Origin of the sequence: Leptospira sp. WS58.C1 (assembly GCF_040833995.1) — a bacterium.
Classification (GTDB): domain Bacteria; phylum Spirochaetota; class Leptospiria; order Leptospirales; family Leptospiraceae; genus Leptospira_B; species Leptospira_B cinconiae.
The window spans coordinates 1,228,604-1,252,219 of record NZ_CP162137.1 but is presented as its reverse complement, the minus strand read 5'-3'; the positions used below and the strand labels follow the sequence as shown (position 1 = coordinate 1,252,219).

The following is a 23,616-nucleotide window of genomic DNA, read 5'->3' as shown; positions in this document are numbered from 1 at the left end:
CTAAATTTCCGAATTTTTTCGCAACCTGGACCACCGATTCCGCTCTTATCAGAAAAACCAAGACGGGAAAAACCGACATGGAACAAACGAAAAAGAAATACGCGTTGAAGACCACAATCTTCTTATTTGCGACTCCGATCATCGGAGTTATCGGGACGGGTGCCTTATTATTTACCAGAGGCATTCCTTTAAACACATGGCTTGTGTATCTATTTATGACGGCAGCAACCGGGCTTGCAATCACCGGGGGATACCACCGTCTGTTTTCGCATAGAGCTTATAAAGCTTCTCTGCCGGTAAAACTTTTTTATATTCTTTTCGGAGCGGCTGCGTTCCAACAATCCGTGATCGAATGGAGTTCCGATCACAGGATACACCACAGATACGTAGACAAGGAAGAAGATCCTTATGCGATCACAAAAGGTTTCTGGTATGCTCATATTCTTTGGTTATTCGAGAATCGAGATCACAGAACCCCAGTTAACGTAAACGATCTTTACGAAGACAAATGGGTGAAATTCCAAGATGATCATTATTATCCGATCGCAATCTTTATGGGATTTCTTTTCCCCACTCTTCTTTGTGCTCTTTGGGGAGATGCATTAGGCGGACTGTTATTGGCGGGATCTTTAAGAATTGCGATCAACCACCACATGACATTCTTCATCAACTCCTTGGCTCACTACAAAGGTGCTCAACCTTTCTCCGACAAACATACTGCCAAGGACAATTGGATTATCGCTTTGTTCACTTTTGGAGAAGGATATCATAACTTCCACCATGAGTTCCAAGCCGATTACCGAAACGGTATTCGTTGGTACGATTACGATCCTACCAAATGGCTCATCGATACGTTCGCATTTTTCGGTTTGGCTAGCGATAGAAAGACTATCTCCGACGAACAGATCCTTCGCAAAAAGATGGTGATGGAAGAGAAGGCTTTACGTGAAAAACTGGAATCCAAGTCCGAAACCTTAAGCCAAGGATTCGAAGAAAGATTAGAGGCTCTGCGTAATTCCGTTCAGGAAACGCAAGCCAAACTTATCAATTTGAGATCCGTGAAAGAAGAAGTCGGCAAAAAGGCCGTAAAGGAAGCTAAGTCCGATTTCAAGGTGGCATTGAACACTTGGAAAAGATTCGTTTCCGGAGACCTAGCGCCGGTTTGATATTATTCCCAGTACCTGATCCATTGCCCTCCTTCGGGAGGGCTTTTTTCGTATTACGCTCCAATCAGCGAAGCACCATTACCCTTTTTTAATTTAGTAACTTGTGTTATTCGCCATGGTGCATCGCCGGATTTACGCTACGATCTCTGTCGCTTTACTAATTCATGTTCATTATCTTTCTTATCATTTTTTTTCTTTAGCAGCTTTGCGTGCAATACTTTATGTGCTCCGTGAACTCTGTGCGAAACTTGTTTGTACATTTTCGGTTCGCGCAGAGACACTAAGATCACAGAGGTTTTACATCCGCGGCAAGGATGCGAAGGGCGTAAGTCCGGTTTACCGGATGAGCGCGAATGCGCGAACCCGTAGCAGCCTGGTCCGAAGGAGCCGCCCAACGGAAAGAACTTTACGGAAGTGATCCAACCATTTGTAACTGATCTATTTTGTTAACCTTGTCTCGGGTTTGTGCAGTGTAGTGAAGAGAAAAAACTCTATTTGTGACATTCTATTTCTGCAGGTCAGAAATGATTTCCGCCCCCGTTAGGATCTCCTAATTGAGACACATCCACTTCTACTTTCAATTTATGTTTCCCGCCTCCGAATAAGATCCCTTTCAAAGGAGAAACATCGGAAAAATCCCGACCCACAGAAGTGTGAATATACTCGCCTGTGATCGCCTTTCCGTTTGTAGGATCAAAATCGAACCAACCTTCGCCAGGGCAATACACGGAGATCCAAGCATGGGTTGCATCACTTCCCCTCAACTTAGGTTTTCCCGGAGGAGGATACGTTTCTATGTAACCGGATACATATTTGCAAGGCAGACCCATAGAACGAAAAGCAGCTACGGAAAGATGAGTGAAGTCTTGGCAAACTCCTTCTTTTTTTTCTAAAACTTCGTCCAAAGGTGTATAAATATTCGTGCTGCCTGCCTTAAAATTAAAATCTTCTCTGAATCGTTTTACATATTCCAAAACGGCTTCCTGATAGGGACGGTCCATTGGCAGATATTTTTCCAAAAAATTCTTATAAGAAACATTGCGACTCACAAAGGAAGAATCTCCTACGAATTCCATTGCTTCCAGATCTTCCTTTTCGGTAACGGTTTTCAATTTTTGTAATATTTCAAAGGCTGAGATCCCGATACGATCTTTTTTCTTTTCCGGCTCGGAAGTAAAAACTTTCGCCTCAGCAGTTACGGATAAAATATTATGTGGAGTTTCCACAGCGAAAGAATATACGGTATTCCCGAAGTAATCCGTTCTGAATTCCGTATATTTAGGTTTAGGAAATATTTCTATCCGAAACTCTCTGCAAATCTGTCTCTCATTGGATGTAGGACAAAGATGCGCCAAATTTAAACAGTGAGAAACTTCCTTCTCATAAGTATAATGGGTAAGGTGTCGTACGGAATACTCAGCCATAAGGTCCTCCCAATCTGACTTGGTTTTCCACATATCGGAAGTATTTCGTAGCGACTGCGTCGGAGACCGATTTCAATTGCGTAAGGATATCTTCCAGCCATCTGCGAAGCCCTCCTACAGGATCCGCATACTCGAAAATACGTTTTGCATCCTCTTCACCGAATCTGACGAGAACATCCCTGAGTCTTTGGATCTCTTCGGAAATTTCTTCGTCCTTTCCAGAAGAGGAGAATAATGTATTCTCTCTCAATCTTTCCAATTGGAATGCAAGCGAACGCGGATTACTTTCGTCGAAGATCAGAATATCCACGACCGATTCCGCTTCTATTCTATACTTATAACGTCTTCTATAAGTGATCCGTATATCGTTCACATTCAAAAGACTTTCGAACATACTTTTATTATACAAGGAAGCTCTTTCCATCGTAGAAAGTATAAGTCTAACTAAGAACTGTGCTCTCTCCAATCTTTTTCCCATATCCAGAAAGAAGTATCCAGTTTCACGACTCATACTTTCATTCGCAAGTCCGGAAAGAGAAGCGAACAGATTCACAAGTTTTTGCAGGTATTCCAATACTTCATCGTAACTCGAATTTCCGGGAGCTTCGGATTCCAACCTGGAGATCAAATAACGTGTATCGTCTGAGATCCTGTCCCGGACCGCCTTAGTGGTTCCGACAAAAAAGTTCAGATCGTGGCGGATACTTCCGGAAGCATAAGGAGAAGTCGCCAATTGGAATATTTTCTCCCGAATAGTATCCAAAGAATCCAATCCGTTTGTTTCGAAAAATCCAAGACTATATCCCGAAAGTTGGTCCAGAATACCGAGCAACATGGAGAACTGTTCCTTCTCATAGGATTCTTCCGCTTCCAGAATCTTGTGTACCGTTTCTCTTAGGAGCCTCGTCATATTTTCCGCACGTTCCGCATAACGTCCCATCCAGAACATATTGTCTGCGACCCTGCTCGGTATACCGGAACCTTTTCTTTTGATCGGTATTCTTCCGATCTGTCCGGGAAGAAGACTGAATTCCTTCTTCTCTTCGGATGCTAAGATCCAAAGATCTTTGGAAATGGCTCCTCTTTGGTTAGTGATGATCAGTTCGTCCGCTTTGGGAGAGACTCTCACAAGTCCTCCGGGCATAGAAGTGTATCCGTTCTCGGAAAGACAGGTAAAAGTCCTCAAAACAGACTTACCTATCAGAAGTTCCTCGGAATCTCCTGAAAAAATTGGGCAAGTGGAACCGGCGAGTATTTCCTGGGCCACATAACGTTCCGGCCTTGCTTCCACCCTGGCCCTCAATTCCGACATTTCTTTTTCCTTAAGTGTGGAAAGGAAAGCGGAAGAATCCAAAGGAGAACGGATCGCCGGTTTGATCGTATACTTATGAGGATTGGAGAATACTTCATTCCGGGAATTTTCATCCCCCATCCAAAGAGTAGAAACATTCGGAAGGATTAGATCTTCTCCCAAATAAAATTTACATAAGTTTGGAAGATATGCGTGGATGGCCCGATTCTCCAGAAACCCGGAACCGATAGGATTGGCAACCATGACATTCCCCGCTCGAACCGCACCCAAAATACCGGGAACTCCCAAAAGAGAATCTCCCTTTAATTCTAGGGGATCCATGTACCAGTCATCCACCCGACGAAAGATCACATCCACCTGCTGCAGACCTTCTATCGTTTTCAAAAATACCTTATTGTCCCTTACTGTCAGGTCCTCGGCTTGGGCCAAAATATAACCGAGATAACCGGCAAGATATGCATGTTCGAAATAGGTTTCGTTCCCGGGGCCTGGCGTTAGAAGAATGGTAAGCGGTTCCCGATCTCGATTCGGAGAAAATGAATTTAAAGTTTTTCTTAATGCTCTGAAATATAAAGCGACTCTATGTACTTGAGAATCGCGATATAAAGAAGGAAAAATACGGGAAAGAACGATCCTATTTTCCAAAGCGTATCCCGAACCGGAAGGAGCCTGGACTCGATCTCCTATCACATAAAAATTCCCTTGGTTGTCCCTACTGATATCCGTTGCCAAAAATGCCAAACGGAAATTGGTAAAATCATAAACCGGAGCGCATGCTCTTAAAAAACCTCCGGATTGGAACAAAACCTCATGAGGAATTTTTTTTTCGTATAAGGATCTTTTAGGACCGTAGACATCCTTTAGAATTTCATTAAGTAGTTCGGATCTTTGGGCAAGACCTCTTTCGATACCATCCCATTCTTTGCTATCCATGAGAAGAGGAAAAAGATCCAATCCCCAGACCCTTTCTCTCTCGTCCCCGTAAACATTATACGTTACTCCGCTTTCCTTCAGGATACGAAGGCTATCTTCTTTGCGTCTCCTTAATTCGGCTCCGCCCAAATGATTCAGACTGCGAATTAAGAATTCGTATTTTTCCCTGGACTTGCCGTCGGGGAGGCATAGCTCGTCATAGACTCCAGGAGCAGGTGTATATCCGGAAAGAAGATTTGCTGCTTGGGAAGTTCTCTGATTCATCTTCCGAGAGACATTTTCACCCCCCGTCGGATTTTAATCCAGCTTTAAAGTAGCTCCGATATTGATTTGTCTATATGGCCCTTGTTGGATCCCCACAGGAAGTCTTCCGGAAATATACACTCGATCTTCTAAATTTTTTCCGTTTACGAAAACGGACCATCTTCCTCCGGGAGCTTCGTATCCGAAATCAGCATTCCAAATCCCGTATGCCGGAACCACCCCTTGGCTCCCGTCCGTACTTTGGTTTTTCGTATTCTGGAGATCGGAATATTGTTTATCAAAATATTGGTATTCCACTCTTGCGTAAAATCCGGAAGGGTTTTTGACTCCGATTGCTCCTATAAAAACATTCATAGGAACGTATGGCAGATAATTCCCGTTCGTGTTCACCTTGATCAAATTTCCTGTCGAATTGATCTCATACAGCGGTTGGTTAGTGATACTCACAGTACCATCCGCATTCTGCACTGTTCCTACAGGAACGTAAGTGGTTGAGATTGCCTTCGTATAAGAATAAGTAAATTCAAGAGGAATTTCCCATCTCGACTCGGCGAATTTCCCGAAGTCAAAAACGAAGTTACTTTCCACACCCCTGTTTACGGATCTCCCCGCATTAACCGGGACGGCCCCGAGTCCGGAGCCCGCTTCATTCGTATTTACGATTTGATTCGAAAAATATAATGCATACGTGCTGATCTGAGTATAGAAGTAACGGGTGATGTTTCCCCTAAAACCTGTTTCGTAGTTATTGGATCTTTCGGCACTGAGTTTATAACCTAAACCTAATGCGGGGTTTTGTACCGTAGAGAATGTAGGCGGAGAAAACGCTGTGTGAGCTCCCGCAAACCAAATAAATCTCTCCGTAATATCGAATGTGAGACCGATTCCGGGAAGAACCACCTTTGTATAAGTCTCGTTTGCATCATTCACTAAAATGGATTGGCCCACAGTATTCGCATATCCCTTGGTCACATCATCCGCAGTTGCAAGTCTCCGATGAGTATATACACCTTGGAAGATATGTTCGTAACGAACTCCGGGGATCACCTTGAACTTGTCGGTGACCTTAATAGAATCTTGTACATACAAAGCATAAGCTCTTGCATTCCGATTTTGCCTTTGTGTGGTAAGCCCTTTTGTAAGAGTAGGATAAGGAAATACGTTATTTGCAGCATTTACGGATTCGTAATGCATTCTCGCACCGAAAGCGATCTCATGGTCCAAACCGAACGTATTAAATTTACCTTCTATTTTAGTCTCCAGACCTCCCGTCTTAAAGAAAGAATGTCTATTCGGAGTGGAATTTAACATGTAAATCACGTCTCCAGGCTGGTTCCCAATAATATCGGGCGCATACACACCGAACGCATTCTCGGGTGGTCTTGCAGGAAAACCGAATTCGGTCATATTATTATAAGAATAGGATTGCTGACGAAACAAGAAACCCACATTGCTCCAATAGGCTCTTGTGATCATTTTCCAATTTTCATTAAACGTATGATCGTGACCGATAACCGCAGCTTGCCTTTCGATCGACTTTTGGTCGTAACGAGCGGGATTGATCCTAGGGTTTTTCCAATACAATCCTTGGGTCAGTCCCAAATAAGTGGATTGCGCCTCTTGGTGATAGGATTGGTATTTTAGAAAAATGGAATCCTTCTCTCCTAACTTCTGGATCAACTTCAAGTTCAGATCGTTTACTTTAAAACCTTGGTAATCCCGAAAACCGTTCCCTTGATTACGCATATACGAAATATCGTAACCTGTATTCGTAGTTTGGTTGGTCCCACCGTACTGCAAAAGACTAGACGCATAACCGTTTGTTCCGCCGATCACTTTGGCACTAAACGTAGGTTTTTCCGGAGGTTTACGGGTCACATAATTGACGATACCGCCTAAAGTGGTCGGTCCAAAAAGAATAGAGCCGGAACCTTTCACAACTTCTACTCTTTCCATTCGATCAATATGAGGAACAAAATAACTTTCAGGTTGCCCATAAGGACTTAATGAAGTAAATACTCCGTCCTCTAAGATGAGAGTTTTTCTAGATTCTTCGTTACTCACTCCCCTGAACGCGATATTCGGAGTAAGACCCGCTGCATCTTGGTAGCGGATGGTGGCGCCCGGAACCCTGCGTAGGGCTTCCATTGAATCGACCGGATTTGTTTCTTTTAATATCTTTTTACCGATCACATTCGCAGAACCCGGGATTTTTTTGATATCATCGTCCTTCGAACCGATCACATTGATCTGACCGCTTTCCAAAAATCTCCTTTTTTTTTCCGCAAGAGTCTCCTCTTGTTTGGATGTTTCTTTTTTGGGACCATCCTCTTTTTCGAGCTCCGAAGTGTAAGGTCCGTTCGTTCCGGCATTTCCGCTCGGCTGGGAGAAAAGGAGAGAATTAGAAAAAATGAAAATACATAAAATAAGAAAAGAACGGAATCGTTTTATTAACATTAATCTCCGTCCCCTCCTGGTCCACCGGAAACCGGACTCGAGCCTGTTAATGCGGCTAATTCAGTATTCAAAATTATTAATAGTTCATCTAATTCTTTGATACAGGCTTTGATCGCGATAAAATTCGCGGTATTAGAACTTCCCCAAGCGCCGGATGGATCGGAAGGAGAGAGGGAAGGAGTTATATCCCCCAGATGTTCTTCTAATTCAGCGATCTCTTCCTTAATTTCCTCATCCAATTTAGGACTATAGAACTTTACATAATCTCCAAGTCCCGCACCCGTTCCGTTCCCAGTATAGATCGCTTTAAAAATGCTTAAATTATCTATCAAATTCTGGAAAGATTGCCCCGAAAATCTGGACTCTGCCCGATCCGGCTTGGAAGAAGAACCGTTTCCTCCGCCGGAAAGTCCGGCAGGAATTTCCAGTTTTCCATCTTTCATAGTTGTAAGAAGTTGGACTGCTCCTGCAAAAACAGCGTCTAACGCAGCTCCCGAACTGGGAAAGGCGCTGGAAGTTCCGCTACCTGCAGTCGCAAGCTGTGTTCCAAGGGGATTGGAACCGTTCTCGTCCCAGGCAGCCGTCACATTCTGTACATGCCCGCTATATTCTAAAACTAAGGCTTGCAGAAGAAAGGCTCTAGGATACGGATATGGATTAACATCAGGAAAATCCGCGCAAGTCGGAGCAGTTCCTCTGTTCGGCGCGGGCCTGCTAAAAAGAAGATATTCGATCGCGCTAATGCCCTTCTCAAGGTTTTTCATTTGCCCTATAGTTAGTTGAGCATCCGAAAGATCCCCAACTGTAAATGAATCTAATTGATCTAAGCCTGAGGTTAAATCGACAGTACTAATGCTACTAGGTGGAGACAAGGTTAGATAATTGATCAGGAAAGGATCCATCCTGGAAAAATACGCTAGAGTAGTTCCGAAGCGGAACGGTTCCACTTTTTTCAGATCGGATTTATGTGCGATCCAAGCAGCCTGCACTACGCTCAGATTTCCACTCGAACAAGAAGTCAAAGCAAACGTGTTAGTTGCATTTACAAGCGCCAATCTACTCGCTTCTAAATTCACAAAAAGTGGAGGAATGATATTATTTCCTAAATTCTGCAAAAGAGATCTAGGATCGAATGAATTGAACATCTGATAGAAATATCCATTCGTATTCGCTGCAGTGGATGCGGAGTTTTTATGAGAACAAGAAATAAGAATAGAAAGTACCGAGATACTTAGAAAGATCCATAGCCTAAGGATCAGATTTTTCGTCCGGAAAAACCTGCCGAATTGTTCGCTTTTACTAGAATTTTGTCGCATAGTCCCCTCGAAACTGGGCTCTTTGTCTTGAGAATCAGAATTAATTCCCCAGGACTGGCGGCAACTGTTTTTGAGATTTGTTCTCACAAACCGGAATTGATATATCTTATCTTATTCGATCCAACGAAGATCCATTGTATACCCGTTCGTATTCTTCAGTCGTTTCGGTGCAGAACCATCTAAAGCAGAATGACCATCCGCTAAAAATCTGGAGATCCTACGCGACTCCGCTTCATACGAATTCACCGGGAACGTATCGTAAGCTCTTCCGCCCGGATGAGAAACATAATAACGACAACCGCCTAAAGGTCGAGAAGACCAGGTATCCCAAACGTCAAACACCAAAGGAGTATGAACGGGAAGATTCGGATGCAAAGTGAATATGGGATTCCATGCTTTGAAACGAATTCCGGAAACTCCTTCTCCCTTTCTGCCTGTCCCTTTTAGGGGGACCTCGTAACCGTTACAACTGAGAAGATAACGATCACTCCAACCTTCCACCTTTACTTGTAATCTTTCTAATGCCGAGTCCACGGAACGAGAAGTCCCAAAAGAAGAAGATTCTTCTCCTAAAACATTCCAAGGTTCCAATGCCATCCTAAGTTCCAAAAATACCTCTTCTCTTTGGGTTTTACCATACACGGGAAAACGGAATTCGAAAAAAGGAAGGAACTCCTCTTCTTGGAATCTAAATCCATGCTCTTTTAAATCTCTCAAAACGTCCTTAAAATCGTTCCAAACAAAATGAGGAAGGAGAAAACGATCATGTAGTTCCGTTCCCCAGTGAATAGGGGATTGCACATAAGGTTTTTCCCAAAATCTACAGAGTAAGGATAAAACCAGGAGTTGTTGCACAACGCTCATCTTGTAATGAGGAGGCATCTCGAATCCCCGTAACTCCACAAGGCCCAATCGCGGCCCCGAAGGTGGATACAATTTATCGATTGAGATCTCTGCTCTATGAGTATTCCCGGTTAGATCCACAAGCAAATTCCGGAAAAGCCGGTCCACCAGCCAAGGCTTCGGTTCTTTAAATTTATCTAATTGAGAAGAAGCTAATTCATATTCGTATAATATTTCGTCCCTACCCTCGTCCAATCGTGGAGCCTGGGATGTAGGACCGATAAACAATCCTGAAAAAAGATAAGAAAGAGAAGGATGATGCTGCCAATAGCTCACCAAACTGCGAAGAAGGTCCGGTCTTCGGAGAAAAGGGCTGTCTTCCGGGGACATAGCGCCCACTGTGATATGATTGCCTCCCCCCGTTCCGGTATGTCTTCCATCGACCAGGAATTTTTCCGCGCTTAAACCTACTTCCTTCGCTTCTTCATATAAGATGCGAGTCTTTTCTTCCAGCTCCTGGAAATTAGAAGAAGGATGTAAATTCACTTCCAAAACACCCGGATCCGGCGTTATCCGAAACAGGCACAACCTTGCATCCGAAGGAGGTTCATAACCTTCCAAGACGATCTGAACCCCGGCCTTTTCGGAAGCGAATTCCAAGGAAGAGATCAGATCCAACCAAGGTTCTAAACCTTCCACTGGAGGTAGAAATACATGAATAGAACCAAGTCTCGGTTCTATCACCAATGTCGTTCTGATAGGAAGATCTTTACCTTTCGGAAAAAATTTAGGTTCTTTAGAAGATCTTTTTGGTCCAATGGAATCCAGATCCTTGCGGGAGCGTAATTTTTTACCCTTGGATAGATCCGTAAGAACGGCACTCGGCCTGAAATTTTCCGAGATGGAAGAAAACGGCAGTCTAAAACCCGCAGGGCTGTCTCCAGGGATCAGATACAATCTTTCTCTTTTGTATTCCCATTCGGAACTTTCCCATTCCGATTTTGCATAATTAAATTGTAATGGAATAGCGATCGCTTTTTTCAGCTTGAAGTCTCTATCCACCAAGGAAAGGACCTTTTTTCTTTCCAAAGCCTCGAAAGAAAAATCCTCCGAATTAAAATCCTCTCCTTTCGGGTCCTTCCATTCGGGAAGTTGGCCTTCCTTCCATAAATAATAAAAACCATCCTCGAATAAAGGAACTATATGTTTGGGAGAAACTCCCAAAGTTTTACAGATTTCTTCCCCTAGTTTTTCGGATGATCTTAAGTCCTTGTCTAAATCCTGTTTTTCTTTCTCGGAGGAAGAAGATAGTAATCCTTGATTTTTCCATAAAGCCTCCCCGTCCTTTCTCCAAAAAACGTTCATTGACCAACGAGGAAGAGGCTCTCCAGGATACCATTTCCCTTGGGTAACCTGGACCAAAGAACCGGGCGAAAATTTTTTACGAAGCCTGGAAAGAAGTGTTTCACCTAACTCTAGTTTTTCTTTTCCGATAGCAAGAGTATTCCATTGAGGATCCTGTCTGGAAGTGTCGGAAATAAAAGTGGGTTCCCCACCGATAGAGATACGAATATCATTTTTTTTGCATCTAGCATCCAGATCCTTCCCTAATTTTAACATTCTTTCCCAAGTAGGATCCGTATACGGTTTAGTAACCCTAGGAGATTCCTGGAACCGTTTAACTTCCATCCTGAATCCGAACTTGGACTCCGCAGGATCGGAATATCCGAATACGGGAGATGCACTTCCCGGTTCCGGAACGGCGGCCAAAGGAATATGACCTTCTCCCGCAAATAGACCGGAAGTTGGGTCCAGCCCCACCCAGCCGGCCCCCGGTAGGAACACCTCTGCCCATGCATGAAGGTCGGTAAAATCTTCCTTAGCACCAGAAGGTCCATGGATCGAAACTTCATCCGGTTTCAGCTGGATCAGATAACCGGAAACGAATCTAGACGCCAGACCGATATGTCTTAGAATCTGGACCAATAAAAATGCGGAGTCCCTACAAGAACCGGATCTTCTCTCCAAGGTTTCCGTGCAAGTCTGCACACCGGGTTCCATTCTGATCACATAAGAAACATCCTGATATACTCTTTGGTTGAGACCCACCAAAAAGTCCACGGTGCGCTTTGGTCTTAGAATTCCGTCTTTTCTTAAACTTGAAATATAATTGGCGAGTGCATTACTTCCATCCGTAGCGCTCAAGTAAGGAAGAAGTTCCTTTCTCAATGCATCCGAATAAATAAACGGAGTCTCTTCTGCGTCAGGTTCCAGGAAAAAATCAAACGGATTGATGACTTGGATCTCCGCAACTAGATCCACGAGTATTTTTAATTTTTCAGTCTTTTTCGGAAATACCAATCTTGCTTGGTAATTTCCGAAAGGATCCTGCTGCCAGTTCAAAAATTGTTCGGAAGGTTCTACCGAAAGAGAATAAGAAACGATCCTGGTCCTAGAGTGAGGAGCCGGCCTCAATCGAATGATATGAGGAGATAACGCGACAGGCCTATCGTATTCGTAAGAAGTTTCATGGGTGAGAGAGACTAATAAGGACATGATCAATTCCTAAAATAGGTCTCGTCCAATTGTGCCGCAATACCGTTCAATCTCACTTGCAATTGGTCTAAATATTCATGCATCCCGGACGAAAAAATTTCGTCGATGGAGGCGTAGTTCATCTCGGAAAGAAGAACTCCTACCCTTTTCTCCGCCTCGTCGGCGTAACTGTCCCTTTCGGTGCCGCTTAAAATTTTAAGACTGTCGAACGTTTTGGAAAGACAGAACCGGATCGCTCTCGGGAAAATTTTATCCAAGATCAAAAACTCCGCTATATTTTTGGGTGTGATCCTAGTGTAAATACGATTGAACATCTCATGAGCGCTCGCTGATTTCAAAAGAGAAAGCCACTGGATCAGATCCAAGGTGGATCCGACTTCTTCCCTAGAAGGAAGAAGAATAAAATATTTCATATCCAGGATACGAGTAGTTTTATCCGCCCTTTCCAACAATCTTCCGAGTAAAGCGAAATGCCAAACCTCGTCGTGAGAGATTGTAGCTTCTTGGCAACCATAGAATAATAAACATTGGTTTCGGATCGCCTTAAAAAATTCCGCAATTCCGGGCATATCGGATTCTTCAAATTTTCTTTTGGATTTGATGGTAAGATAAAATTCGTTGATCACTTCCCACATCGGAGTGGAAATATTTTCCCGGACGGTCCTTGCGTTCTCTCTGGCACGGATCAAACAATTCATGATCGAGTTCGGATTTTCTATATCCAAACTCATGAAGTGGATCACATTTTCTTTACTTGGAATATTATACTTTCTAGAAAATAATTCATTGTCTCCGGTGGTATACACCAAAGGCATCCATTGCCTATTGGAGTCCTCGTTTAGATCCAAGGAAAGTTGAAAATTCACATCCAAAAAACGTGAATAATTCTCAGCCCTCTCCATATAACGATTCATCCAGTATACGGATTCAGCGACTCGGCTTAGCATTAGGAAACCTCTCTAGTTTTGTGATGTTTTTTCGGTTCCGCTTGGGTTATCCCCTTATTGCCAGTTCTTGATCTTTTTTTGATATTAACCCATCACCCAAGTATCTTTCGAGCCGCCACCTTGGGAAGAATTCACAACCAAGGAACCTCTTCGCAATGCAACCCTTGTCAATCCGCCCGGCATCACATAGATCTCTTCTCCATATAAGATAAAAGGTCTTAGATCCACATGTCTTCCTTCCAACTTATCTTCGATCAATGTCGGGATCCTGGACAAACTCAAAACCGGCTGAGCGATATAATTTCGAGGGTCGGCTTTAACTTTTGCCACAAATTCCTCTTTTTCCGATTCGCTGGCTACCGGGCCGATGATCATTCCGTATCCGCCTGCTCCGTTAGCCGCCTTCACGACAAGATTTCCGATATTCTCGCAAACATATTTCAGGTCCTTCTCTCTAGAACATAAATACGTAGGAACGTTAGGAATAATAGGTTCTTCTCCAAGATAATACTTAATAAAATCAGGAACATAGGAATAGATTACCTTATCGTCGGCGACTCCCGTGCCGGGAGCGTTGGCAAGCGCCACATTTCCTTTTTTAAACACTTCGAATATACCGGGAACGCCCAAGAGAGAATCCTTACGGAAAGTTTTAGGATCCATAAATGTATCGTCTATTCTTCTGTATAGAACATCCACTTGTCTCAAACCTTTAGTGGTCCTCATATACAATTTATCATCTCTTACCGTGAGATCCGTACCTTCCACCAAAGGAACTCCCATACGAGACGCAAGAAAACTATGTTCGTAATAGGCGGAATTATATATTCCCGGAGTGAGGACCCCAATATTCGGATTCGATTTGTCGGAAAGATTTTCCAACATCCCGCGAAGTCGGATGGGATAATCGTAGATCGGCCTTACCGAAAGACTCGCAAAAAGTTCCGGGAAGGTCTTTTTCATTACTTCACGATTTTCTAATACATAAGAAACACCGGAGGGACAACGTAAATTATCCTCAAGGACTAACATCTGCCCATCCCCGTCTCTCACAAGATCGGTTCCGGTAATATGGATCCAAATTCCTTTCGGAGGTTTGATTCCTTTACATTCTTTTAAATAACCGGAACTGCTATAAACGATCTCGGCAGGGATCACTCCATCCTTTATGATCTTCTCGTCTCCATATATATCTTGGATGAAAAGATTTAAGGCGCGGATCCTTTGTTTGAGACCTTCTTCCATTTTTTTCCATTCGAAAGAAGTTACGATCCGAGGAATGATGTCGAAAGGCATAATCCTTTCTTCCTCTTCCTCGTCTCCATAAACATTAAAGGTGATGCCTAAGGAAAGAAGCGCCTTCTCTGCGGAAGCTTTTCGCTTCAATAATTCCTTATCATCCATGCCTTCGATCCTGGATTTTAAGATATGATAACTCTGTCGGATCCCTCCCTCTTCAGAGAACATTTCGTCGTAAAAGGAATCCGTTTGGTAATTAGTCAGGAGCATAGAATTCTCCCCCCATCTTTCTGAAGGAGACTAATTTTGCCCCTAATAAACAAGCAGAAATTAAATTAATCGCTTATTTTTTATACTGATTATTTATCAATGCCTAATTACTAAACATTTTAATAAAATAATAATCCAAGTGTTCTGAAAGAAATCCAATTTTGATCCGAAAATCCAATAAATCAGCCATAGCAAATGTGGAGTGGTTTTCGGGATTATCCCGACACGCGAGTATTGCCTAGTCACCTAACCCCGGACACCTTTTAAGCTCCAAAAGAGGTAAAGATATACATGAGCAGAAAAGGAAAATTGCAAAAAAAGTAGAATGATTTTTCGATTTATTATCACTTGACGAAAGTAGTCATAGTAGTCACAATTTATTCATGATATCAGTTGGAATCCGAGAACTAAAGTCCCACCTTAGCCAATATATTGAACTAGTTAAAAATGGAGAAAATGTTCTGATTACTGAACACAACAAAGTTGTAGCTGAACTAAAATTCCCTGAAAAAGAAAATTCCAACAATAAGATACAAGAAGTATTAAATAAACTTACTTCTGAAGGAAAATTAATTCCAGCAAAACGTAAATCTACGCTAATCAATAAATTAACTAAACTGAAATCGAATGAAAAAAAACAAGTAGATTGGTGGGCTATCTACCAAGAATCAAAGGAAGATAAATTTTAATTTAGTATGGTCTACTATATTGAAACTAGTATTATTCTTTCTATAATCTTAGGTGACCATTTTCATGATAAAGCCGTAAAAATATGGAATGCTCCTAGTGAAAAAGTAAGTTCAATTTTAACTCTAATTGAAGCTACTATCGTACTCAGACGATTTTTTAAAAATCAAAAGAAATTTCTTTCATCACAATGGCTCTCTAAACATGAAAAACAACTCAAAGGACTACTTTCCGAATGCTATTTAATGAAAATTGATGAGAGTATTCAATCCATTCTAGAATTAAAGAAAGAAATTGCCGATTGTAGATCTTTAGATGGTATTCATGTCGCTACTGCAATCTTTCTAAGAGATGCTATGCATTCTTCAAATTTTGTATTTCATAGTTTTGATAATAGAGTAAACGAAGTTGCTGGAAAATTCGGTTTAAAACCGCACATCGTCTAACTAGGAGTTAGGTGACTACCGTATATACTCACTATGGCCCATCGTAAGTGATGGCGGAGCCTAAATGCGGTCTGGGTCGAGGGCAAGCTGACCTCCAGTGATGTGTATAGATAATACAATGGCAAAATTTTACAGGGTTTGTTGAGACATTCACGCATCGACCAGAATCAAGGTCAACGGGGCAGCAACTAAGCACTCCGAAATGACTAGCAAGACGGAAACCTTACACGCGTTCTCAGCCCCCCTACTTCTTCTTCTCCAACTCTGCTGCAATCATACATTCTTTCGGGATCCATTCCTTCTCGACTTGTTTTTCACGAACATAACCGACGACATGCCCGGTGCTGGCCGCTACTGCGAGAATGGAATACGTATATAAAAGTGCATAAGGAGAACTTGGAATTAGATCGGATACACCGCCCCCCACGTAAGATCCGTAAGCCGGATACAATGTGCGATATGCGGTCATTTCTTCGGTTTTATCACAACGATATCTGAAATATCGGATTGCATCATCCGACGCTCTCGCTTCCGGGTAGAAGGCTCCCAGGATCGGGACGGCATAACCTAATGCGTATAAAGAACGATATTCTCTTTGGGCAAAATCTTTTGAGTGACCGCCTTCGTGTATCACTACGGCAGGAATATCCGAATAGATATGAATCGTATTAGAGTACGGATTATAATGGTCGCCGCCAAAAATACGACCGACCAAAAGTACGTCATTCACTAAGTAAGCGAACACACCTATGGTCCATTTTAAAAGTGGATTTACAGATTTAGAATGCCAAAGCCTCCTTAAATCGTCCCAAGGAGCGTATTGATTAAAACGTATCTTAACATCTTTCAGGTTATTATCGCGGATATAATCCATCAGATATTTTTTCGTTTCAAAAGATATCTTGTGATTCTGGATCCTTCGATCCCAGATCATGAGTTTTCCGAGTAAACTTTCGATCCAAATCCAACTTCCTATAAAATCTAATACTGAATAGGGTTCTCCTTCTTCAAATTGCGGATCCTTTTCATCAAAATACAGTTGGTCATTCGGATCGTACGGTTGAGCGACGGTGTATCTTTTTTCGGTGGAATAATAGCAGGATTGAAAAACCGAACAGAGAAGTAAGAATATTAGAATTTTCCGTTTCATCTTACTTAATCCCTTTTTTATTCGGAGAATGTTTTTTGATCTCATCCAGAAAATCCAGAAGGGCCACTCTTCCCATTTGGTTGAGTTGATCCTCTCTGCTCCCTCGATGCCCTATGTATGGAAGGTGGATGATCCATCCAAGGAGGATCGGAATGGTTGCAAGTGTGGCCATACAATCCGTAACTCTGGATTCTATCCCATCCTTATATTGGTAATGCCATGTTTTTCCGGAAGAAACGATTTCCGCTTCCATCTCGACATTCACTTGGTTGTAACTGCAATGATCTACCGATTCTAATCTGAACTTTTGAATGACAATCTTATGTTTTCCCGGATATTCTTCCTTATGGTCGTTCAACTCTTTTCGGATCAGTTTCGAGATCGGTCCGTACACATTGGCGTAATCTTTTCCCCGACCGGTCCAAGAAGTGAACCCATCTTCGAAATATACGAAACGATCGGCATCCTCGCTCGGGAATTCCACCTCGAAATCCGGATCTTTGGAATCGTAATCAGGTGCGCCGGATTTCACCTCCATCCAATGTTCTTGGATCTCATGAGCTCCGGAAAGCGTTTTAGGAATATGCACCTTGATGGAAACACAAGTGCAAAGAAATATTAGAAAAAAAGATAATACAAACCTAAGAAAATAAGACATGGTTTATAGCTTTGTAATCTAAAAGTATGGAGAAGAATGTAAAGAATAAATTCCAAACCGAAAGAAAGGGACCTCCGTTCAATTAGAAATATCTTTCCATTTTGACCCGGGAATTTCCAAAACGAATTCGGAACCGAATGCAAGACTCGGGGTCTTAAATCCTTTTCCCCCTTTTCCGGAAAGAACCTTGGAAACCGCTGCTAGAGATGATTCCACTGTGAATTCGTAACCTTCTTTACATTCCAAAACTTTGGTGGATTTTTTTCCATCTTCGGATCGAACTTCTCCCCAGACAGTCGTTTTGACCAGGGTCCTTGTCCTTTCTCCAGGGCCTTTGATCGTTTTTCCTACCAAGGCCTGGACTCCCCTTAATACGAAAGGAATTTTTAATAAAGAAATAATCGGTTTAAAATAGCGTAACGCATTCACTTGACCGGAAGGAATATCCGTGTACACATCAATATTCGGGATACCTGTAGAAATATACGCCGTAAATACATCTCCCCAAGGGATCCCGTACACTTTATAGGTTTTCCCGCCTGCGGTTACTTCTCTAGTTCTACTCAGATGAGGAACTCCAACCATTTTTCCGTCCTTTCTGATCTTGGAACCGTAAGGCAATTGTGCGAGTGCACTTTTCATTGTGCCCGGAGAAACCTCGCTTAAGCCCACAAATGCAAGTTCCAAATACTTAGGTTTTGAAAGTGATTTTTTTAGAGAAGCAGCCAGACAATCGGTAGGAACAATATCAAAACCTACACCGGGTAAAAGAAGAACTCCTGCTTTCTCTGCTTCTTCCCCTAAGGTTTGCAGAGATTCGTAAACGGGAATTTCTCCGGTAATATCCAAATAATGGACTTTTTTCGAAATACATGCCTTTGCCATCGGAACGGAAGTTTGGACGAAGGGCCCCGCACAATGTAGAACCAGTTGGAATCCTTGGATATTGGAGCCGATCTCGTTCGGATCATTTAAATCGAAAATTCTATATTCTAAACGCAGTTCGTTTGCCAGCTCTTCTATTTTGTTTCGGTTTCTTCCAGCAAGTACAGGTTTTAAACCTCGGGACACCGCTCTTCTTGCGATCAGTTCTCCTGTGTAACCGTTCGCTCCATAAATCATCCACTTTGATTTTACCATACGGTAGGAACTAAGACATCGTTCCAAATTACGTCAACCTGCATACCTTGAACGAGTTAGTTTTTTTCACACAATTGATAGGTAAAAAATTTCCGTTTTGGAGTCCGTTTTAGTTTTGGATTGACCTTGTTACGGAACGAAGAATGATAGAGGCTACCGGCTTGTATTATGGAAAAAATAAATCTTATCACAATCGCAATTCCGTTTTTCTTTTTGCTGATCGGGTTAGAGCTCGCATTCTCCTGGTATCATAAAAGAAAACTGTATCGTCTGAACGATTCTATCAACGATCTTAGCGCTGGGATCGCTAGCCAAATTTTCGGGATCATTTTTAAGACGTTCACATTTTTCGCATATCTTTGGGTTTATGAAAATTGGAGAATATTCAATCTTCCTTCTTGGCCAAGCGAACCAGTTTCTTGGATGCCTTCTTCCGAAGTGCTGGGTCTTTCCGCTTCTACTTGGGCTTGGACAATCGTTATAGCAGTTTGGATTAGCTGCTTCGTTCTTTACGATATGGCATATTATTGGCTGCACCGATTGAGTCATGAGGTCAATTTCCTTTGGGCCGGACATGTGGTTCACCACCAAAGCGAAGAATACAATCTGACGGTGGCATTACGTCAGGCAAGCTTTCACGGATTATTTACCTGGATCTTCTATATTCCTCTAGCGATCATAGGATTTTCTCCGATTGTGATGGTCCTGAACGGACAATTAAATTTGATCTATCAATTCTGGATCCACACAAAGGCGATCGATAAATTCCCGAAATGGTTCGAAGCGGTATTCAATACACCTTCCCATCATAGGGTCCATCATGGTATCAATCCTAAGTATATCGACAGGAACCATGGCGGGACATTGATCGTTTTTGATAAATGGTTCGGGACATTCCAAGCAGAAGAAGAAACTCCCGTTTACGGAACCGTCAAACCTCTTCGCAGTTTCAATCCATTATGGGCGAATGTTCATTATTGGGTAGAAATGTGGGAGCAGGCAAAACAAAGCCGTCGTTGGTCCGATAAGATCAAAACATTCTTAGCAGTGCCAGGATGGAGACCTCAGGATCTAGGAGGGCAATATCCTATCCCTGAAGTGAACGAAAAAACATTCAAAAAATATGATGTATCCGTTTCCAAAGGTTTAACGGTATACGCGGTGACTTGGTTCGTTCTCACATTAGTCGGGACATTCTCCATGCTCGTAAAAGTGAATTCCATTCCGACAGGTTTATTATATCTGATCTTCTTCTTCAGTTTATTCTCCTTAACGACTGTAGGAGGGATCTTAGATCTAAAACGTTGGACCCTGTATCTGGAACCGGTCCGGATCACACTTTTAGTAGGAACCGCTTTTCTTTTAGGATTTTCCACCGGAACAGCGTTTATCGTGGCAGGATTGGGCGCAATTTCCCTTGCCTGGTTTCTTTCCCAAAGACATGTTTTTGCAGAATGGAAGGATATAGATCCGGCAAAAGAGATCCAAAGCAAAGCCGCTTGAACAATAAAAAAACCCCCGAGGACCGGGGGTTTTTGGTAAGTTGAAACAGATAGATGCTCTTATAAAGCGGGAGAATTTTCGAATACTATATCCAAAGCGTCAATGGTAGACTTTCTTAAATCGTCCCAAAGAACTCCCTTATCATCTCCTGAATTTCCGGACTTACCGGAGGTTCCAATCCTTGCATAAAGGCCATCTACACGAGTAGCCTGGACGTAATTGGAAGGAATATCCGAAGAATCAACAAAATCATTAACGAAACCATTCATATTAAATAGCCCGTAATTCAAAGAGACAGGAGTCCCACAAAGGCTTCCGTCTCCAGGAGTCAGATCCGAAGCAGGTTCTTCCCATCCGGACTTTGCGGTAACTTCCAGATTACCTGTAAGTTTTTGGCTGTAAGCTAATTTATAATATTCGTTATCAGCAGAAGCATTATTACAGAATCCTTCATTCGGATAAAAATCTGGAACCAAGTTTGCAGCTCCCAGAATTCTAACCACGGTCTTGAAGCAGAATACTGTACGATTGTCCATTTCTTCCAGGATCACTCTTCCTTTTGTTGCATTATTTCCTATCTCTGTATCGTTAGCGAGCTTATTGTCCCACGAATATACTTGGACAAGTCCCTGGTTCGGAAATCCTGCAGTATCATAAAAACCGCCGGCTGTTACATCCGGAGAATATACATAACTTTCGATATCGGCAGATGATCCTCCGTCTTGTGAAGGATTTAACATTTGCAAACGGTATCTCACAAGAGCTCCGTCTTGGCTAGAATCCCTAGGATTATCATCCCAATAGAATTGTAACGCGATATCTGCAGTCCCCGTCGTTCCCTCGTTTCTCAATTCCAAATAATTGGAGAAAGTTTTTGAACCGGTATACGCAGTGGAAGAAGCAGTAAATGATCCTCCCAACTTGATAGAGATCGTAAAGTCTGTCCCGGAAGTTGTGGAAAAATTATCCTGCACAAGTCCGCCAGGCTGGCTTGCAAGAAAAACAATCCCTGGATTTGACTGAATGGAACCAATCACATCATCCATAAAGAGAGAGTTCCCACGAGCCCAGGTCGCAGATCCTCTTACAAAACCCCATTGGTCCGCAGTTGCATGCAACGGTCGAAGTAGAGAAACATTTAAAGAAAACGGAATATGATTTTTTTCCTTCTTGGCCCCGGAGTTAAATTTAAAACCTGCAGTGATCCCGAAAAAAACCAATAAAGCCAAAACGACTTTAGGAAGTATAAAACGACGATTATGTAATTTCACTGTGCAATTCCTCTTGGAACGATGATAAAAAATCCGGTTTTACTTTTTTCCAATTGGTATCCGAAATTGAAGAGAGGGATGAAAGGGTCTTTTCCTCCCGGAGCACAGGCAGTCCCGACTAATCCTATCAGGATGATCCCTAAGCTAATAAGCAGAATCCCTCTTTTTAGATTTAAGATCATAAATATCTCCTTATAAAATAATGAACATTTGAGACTTTATTTTTTTCATATAGCTTGTATTTAAAGAGCTTGTTCTAATTATTTCTTCCGAGTGTTCAAGGATAGCTTTATTTCGGTAAATCCTTGGAAAAAACATCCCCCAAGGAATAGATGCCTTAAGATTATAACTTCCCGGAGTCAAAAATGAAAGGACCCATCTTGAATATATTTCTGAAAAACCCAATCCCGGGAAAAGTGAAAACACGCTTGGCAAAGAATATTGGAGAAGAAGCAGCTCTGGAAGTATATCAGGCCTTGGTTGAAAAAACCAGATCCGCTTGCAAAGACCTAGACGTTCCCAAAGTTCTTTGGTTCGATTCTTATCTTCCCAATCCATCCGATCTCGGAAGTTGGGGACATTCACCATTGCTTATCCGTAAACAAGAAGGAAAAGATCTGGGGGAAAAGATGAGAAATTCATTCTTATATTGTTTCCAGAACGGTTCCGGCCCGGCATTACTCATCGGAAGCGATTGTCCGGAACTGGACCTTCTACATCTAAAGGAAGCTTTTCATATTTTAGATCATAAGGATGTGGTCTTAGGCCCGGCAAAAGACGGAGGTTATTATTTGGTAGGACTGAAAGCGGATACTCCCGAACTTTTTCACGGTATAGAATGGAGTACAGAGACCGTCTTTGCGAGAAGTTTGGAAAAACTGCAATGGGCCAGAAAACAGGTGGGACTTCTTCCCGTCCTTTCCGATCTGGACGAAGTCCAAGATTTGGAATATTTCGAATCCAAAGGGATCTTGGACTGGAAAAAGAGCGGTCCCTGATCCAATAGTCGCTCGAAATAACTTATACCCTATACATTAAATAAATAGAATACAGTCTATAGACTTCGGTCTCGACCTAAGTCCGGATCAAAATGTGACTTTTTCTTCCTCATATTGTAATTATTTGATTACTTATAAAAAATCCGGGGTCTCATATATGTAATTGCTTGATTACATATATGAGCAGCAAAACTAACTTTGTTTTTCTGAAATTTTTGGCGCTTGGAATTTTCGCTTATTTCCTGTCTTCTTTTGCTCCCTTGAGAGCTTTCGGGAAGAAAGGCCCGCATACCCATACCAGCATCACACAGGAAGCGTTTTTAGAATTTGCGAATATAACGGATTGGGACCTAAGAGCGGATTGTATGGAACTGATCGTTCAAGGAAATCTAAGGGCCGATGCCGCTTTTATGAACAATGACGCGTATCATTGTGATAATGATAATATTCTCGGATGTGCCGATCGTTTTAGGACGCTAAAGGACGACTCCTACAGAGAATCCAATCATATCACAGGATTAATTAAATTAGGGATGGCATTACATATCGCTCAGGATTTTTATTCGCACTCCAATTGGGCGGAGAATTATCCGATGGTGAGTATACTTGCTCCCATAGAACATCCTTGGATTTTTTTAAGTATGAAAGAGATCCAAACAGGTTATTTTAATCTTCTGCCGATCATTGAACATACCGAGGAAGCTGGAGATTGTTTCGATGCGGAAGCAGGTCTTCATGGTCATTATTCATTTGCAACCCATGCATGCCTAAACAAGGATTCCTCCGACAGTCATAGAAGTCTTAGCACGGTTTTACCCGGAATACCCGTAACCTATCATGATTGGGCGGCAAACCTTGCGAAGGAACATACTACCCAAATTTTAGTGGAACAATATAAAGCGAAACATCCTCTCATCTTAAGTTGCCTAACACCGAAAGTTTTATCGTTTTCTTGCGGAAGCCAAGCATACGATTTTCTCCGCCCGAATTAAGTCTAATTTCCGTTGACTTACGCGTTCCACTTCCATTACTGTAA

18 protein-coding genes are annotated in these 23,616 nt (G+C 42.3%); 6 read left to right on the top strand and 12 right to left on the bottom strand.

The annotated features are described in order from the left end of the window. Positions 1–77 precede the first annotated feature (77 nt). Entirely contained in the window at positions 78–1,166 is a 1,089-nt protein-coding gene (locus tag AB3N61_RS05690) for an acyl-CoA desaturase (protein WP_036090559.1), read from the top strand. Between the two features lie 518 nt (positions 1,167–1,684). On the opposite strand, the gene AB3N61_RS05685 is transcribed toward AB3N61_RS05690, so the two are convergent. The 7 genes from AB3N61_RS05685 to AB3N61_RS05655 all read right to left on the bottom strand — a co-directional run bounded on the left by AB3N61_RS05685 (position 1,685) and on the right by AB3N61_RS05655 (position 14,727). After that, entirely contained in the window at positions 1,685–2,590 is a 906-nt protein-coding gene (locus AB3N61_RS05685; RefSeq protein WP_020770914.1) for a transglutaminase family protein, read from the bottom strand. Next, the gene (locus AB3N61_RS05680; RefSeq protein WP_367898704.1) at positions 2,583–5,099 is read right to left on the bottom strand and encodes a circularly permuted type 2 ATP-grasp protein; all 2,517 of its coding nucleotides are present in this window, start codon (positions 5,097–5,099) and stop codon (positions 2,583–2,585) included. The genes AB3N61_RS05685 and AB3N61_RS05680 overlap by 8 nt, the downstream gene beginning before the upstream one ends. 33 nt (positions 5,100–5,132) lie before the next feature. After that, positions 5,133–7,556 (bottom strand): TonB-dependent receptor family protein, encoded by a 2,424-nt coding sequence (locus AB3N61_RS05675; RefSeq protein ID WP_367898703.1) that lies wholly within the window; start codon positions 7,554–7,556, stop codon positions 5,133–5,135. Continuing rightward, positions 7,556–8,872, bottom strand: coding sequence for an imelysin family protein (locus tag AB3N61_RS05670; protein ID WP_367898702.1), 1,317 nt, complete (start codon positions 8,870–8,872; stop codon positions 7,556–7,558). The genes AB3N61_RS05675 and AB3N61_RS05670 overlap by 1 nt, the downstream gene beginning before the upstream one ends. Positions 8,873–8,983: 111 nt before the next feature. Continuing rightward, positions 8,984–12,271, bottom strand: coding sequence for a DUF2126 domain-containing protein (locus tag AB3N61_RS05665; RefSeq protein ID WP_367898701.1), 3,288 nt, complete (start codon positions 12,269–12,271; stop codon positions 8,984–8,986). 2 nt (positions 12,272–12,273) lie between these two features. Continuing rightward, positions 12,274–13,218 carry an alpha-E domain-containing protein gene (locus AB3N61_RS05660; RefSeq protein ID WP_020770913.1) on the bottom strand — a complete coding sequence of 315 codons (945 nt, stop codon included), beginning with the start codon at positions 13,216–13,218 and terminating at the stop codon, positions 12,274–12,276. An 84-nt stretch (positions 13,219–13,302) separates the two neighbouring features. After that, positions 13,303–14,727 (bottom strand): circularly permuted type 2 ATP-grasp protein, encoded by a 1,425-nt coding sequence (locus AB3N61_RS05655; protein ID WP_020770929.1) that lies wholly within the window; start codon positions 14,725–14,727, stop codon positions 13,303–13,305. Positions 14,728–15,110: 383 nt separating this feature from the next. Between AB3N61_RS05655 and AB3N61_RS05650 the strand changes: the two genes are divergently transcribed. Together AB3N61_RS05650 and AB3N61_RS05645 are read left to right on the top strand one after the other, a co-directional pair. Continuing rightward, complete coding sequence (locus AB3N61_RS05650; RefSeq protein ID WP_367898700.1) at positions 15,111–15,416, top strand: type II toxin-antitoxin system Phd/YefM family antitoxin; 306 nt, start codon at positions 15,111–15,113, stop codon at positions 15,414–15,416. A gap of 6 nt (positions 15,417–15,422) precedes the next feature. Further along, positions 15,423–15,860, top strand: coding sequence for a PIN domain-containing protein (locus tag AB3N61_RS05645; RefSeq protein WP_367898699.1), 438 nt, complete (start codon positions 15,423–15,425; stop codon positions 15,858–15,860). A 244-nt stretch (positions 15,861–16,104) separates the two neighbouring features. Here AB3N61_RS05645 and AB3N61_RS05640 read toward each other — a convergent pair whose 3' ends face one another. From AB3N61_RS05640 to AB3N61_RS05630, 3 genes are all read right to left on the bottom strand, one after another. Next, a complete protein-coding gene (locus AB3N61_RS05640) occupies positions 16,105–17,010 on the bottom strand; it encodes a hypothetical protein (RefSeq protein WP_020770900.1) in 906 nt (301 codons plus the stop codon). 1 nt (position 17,011) lies between these two features. After that, positions 17,012–17,668: a hypothetical protein gene (locus AB3N61_RS05635; protein ID WP_367898698.1), complete on the bottom strand. Its 657-nt coding sequence runs from the start codon at positions 17,666–17,668 to the stop codon at positions 17,012–17,014. 78 nt (positions 17,669–17,746) lie between these two features. Beyond that, complete coding sequence (locus AB3N61_RS05630) at positions 17,747–18,808, bottom strand: saccharopine dehydrogenase family protein (RefSeq protein ID WP_367898697.1); 1,062 nt, start codon at positions 18,806–18,808, stop codon at positions 17,747–17,749. A gap of 168 nt (positions 18,809–18,976) precedes the next feature. Between AB3N61_RS05630 and AB3N61_RS05625 the strand changes: the two genes are divergently transcribed. Further along, the gene (locus AB3N61_RS05625; RefSeq protein WP_367898696.1) at positions 18,977–20,311 is read left to right on the top strand and encodes a sterol desaturase family protein; all 1,335 of its coding nucleotides are present in this window, start codon (positions 18,977–18,979) and stop codon (positions 20,309–20,311) included. A gap of 59 nt (positions 20,312–20,370) precedes the next feature. Here the strand turns inward: AB3N61_RS05625 and AB3N61_RS05620 are convergent, their stop codons facing one another. Continuing rightward, positions 20,371–21,582, bottom strand: a complete 1,212-nt coding sequence (locus AB3N61_RS05620; protein WP_367898695.1) for an LIC_12337 family protein — start codon at positions 21,580–21,582, stop codon at positions 20,371–20,373. Then, the gene (locus AB3N61_RS05615; RefSeq protein WP_367898694.1) at positions 21,579–21,764 is read right to left on the bottom strand and encodes a hypothetical protein; all 186 of its coding nucleotides are present in this window, start codon (positions 21,762–21,764) and stop codon (positions 21,579–21,581) included. The genes AB3N61_RS05620 and AB3N61_RS05615 overlap by 4 nt, the downstream gene beginning before the upstream one ends. Before the next feature lie 183 nt (positions 21,765–21,947). On the opposite strand from AB3N61_RS05615, the gene AB3N61_RS05610 reads away from it, so the two are divergent. Then, positions 21,948–22,580, top strand: a complete 633-nt coding sequence (locus AB3N61_RS05610; protein WP_367898693.1) for a TIGR04282 family arsenosugar biosynthesis glycosyltransferase — start codon at positions 21,948–21,950, stop codon at positions 22,578–22,580. Between the two features lie 179 nt (positions 22,581–22,759). Then, complete coding sequence (locus tag AB3N61_RS05605; protein ID WP_020770922.1) at positions 22,760–23,572, top strand: hypothetical protein; 813 nt, start codon at positions 22,760–22,762, stop codon at positions 23,570–23,572. Positions 23,573–23,616: the final 44 nt, after the last annotated feature.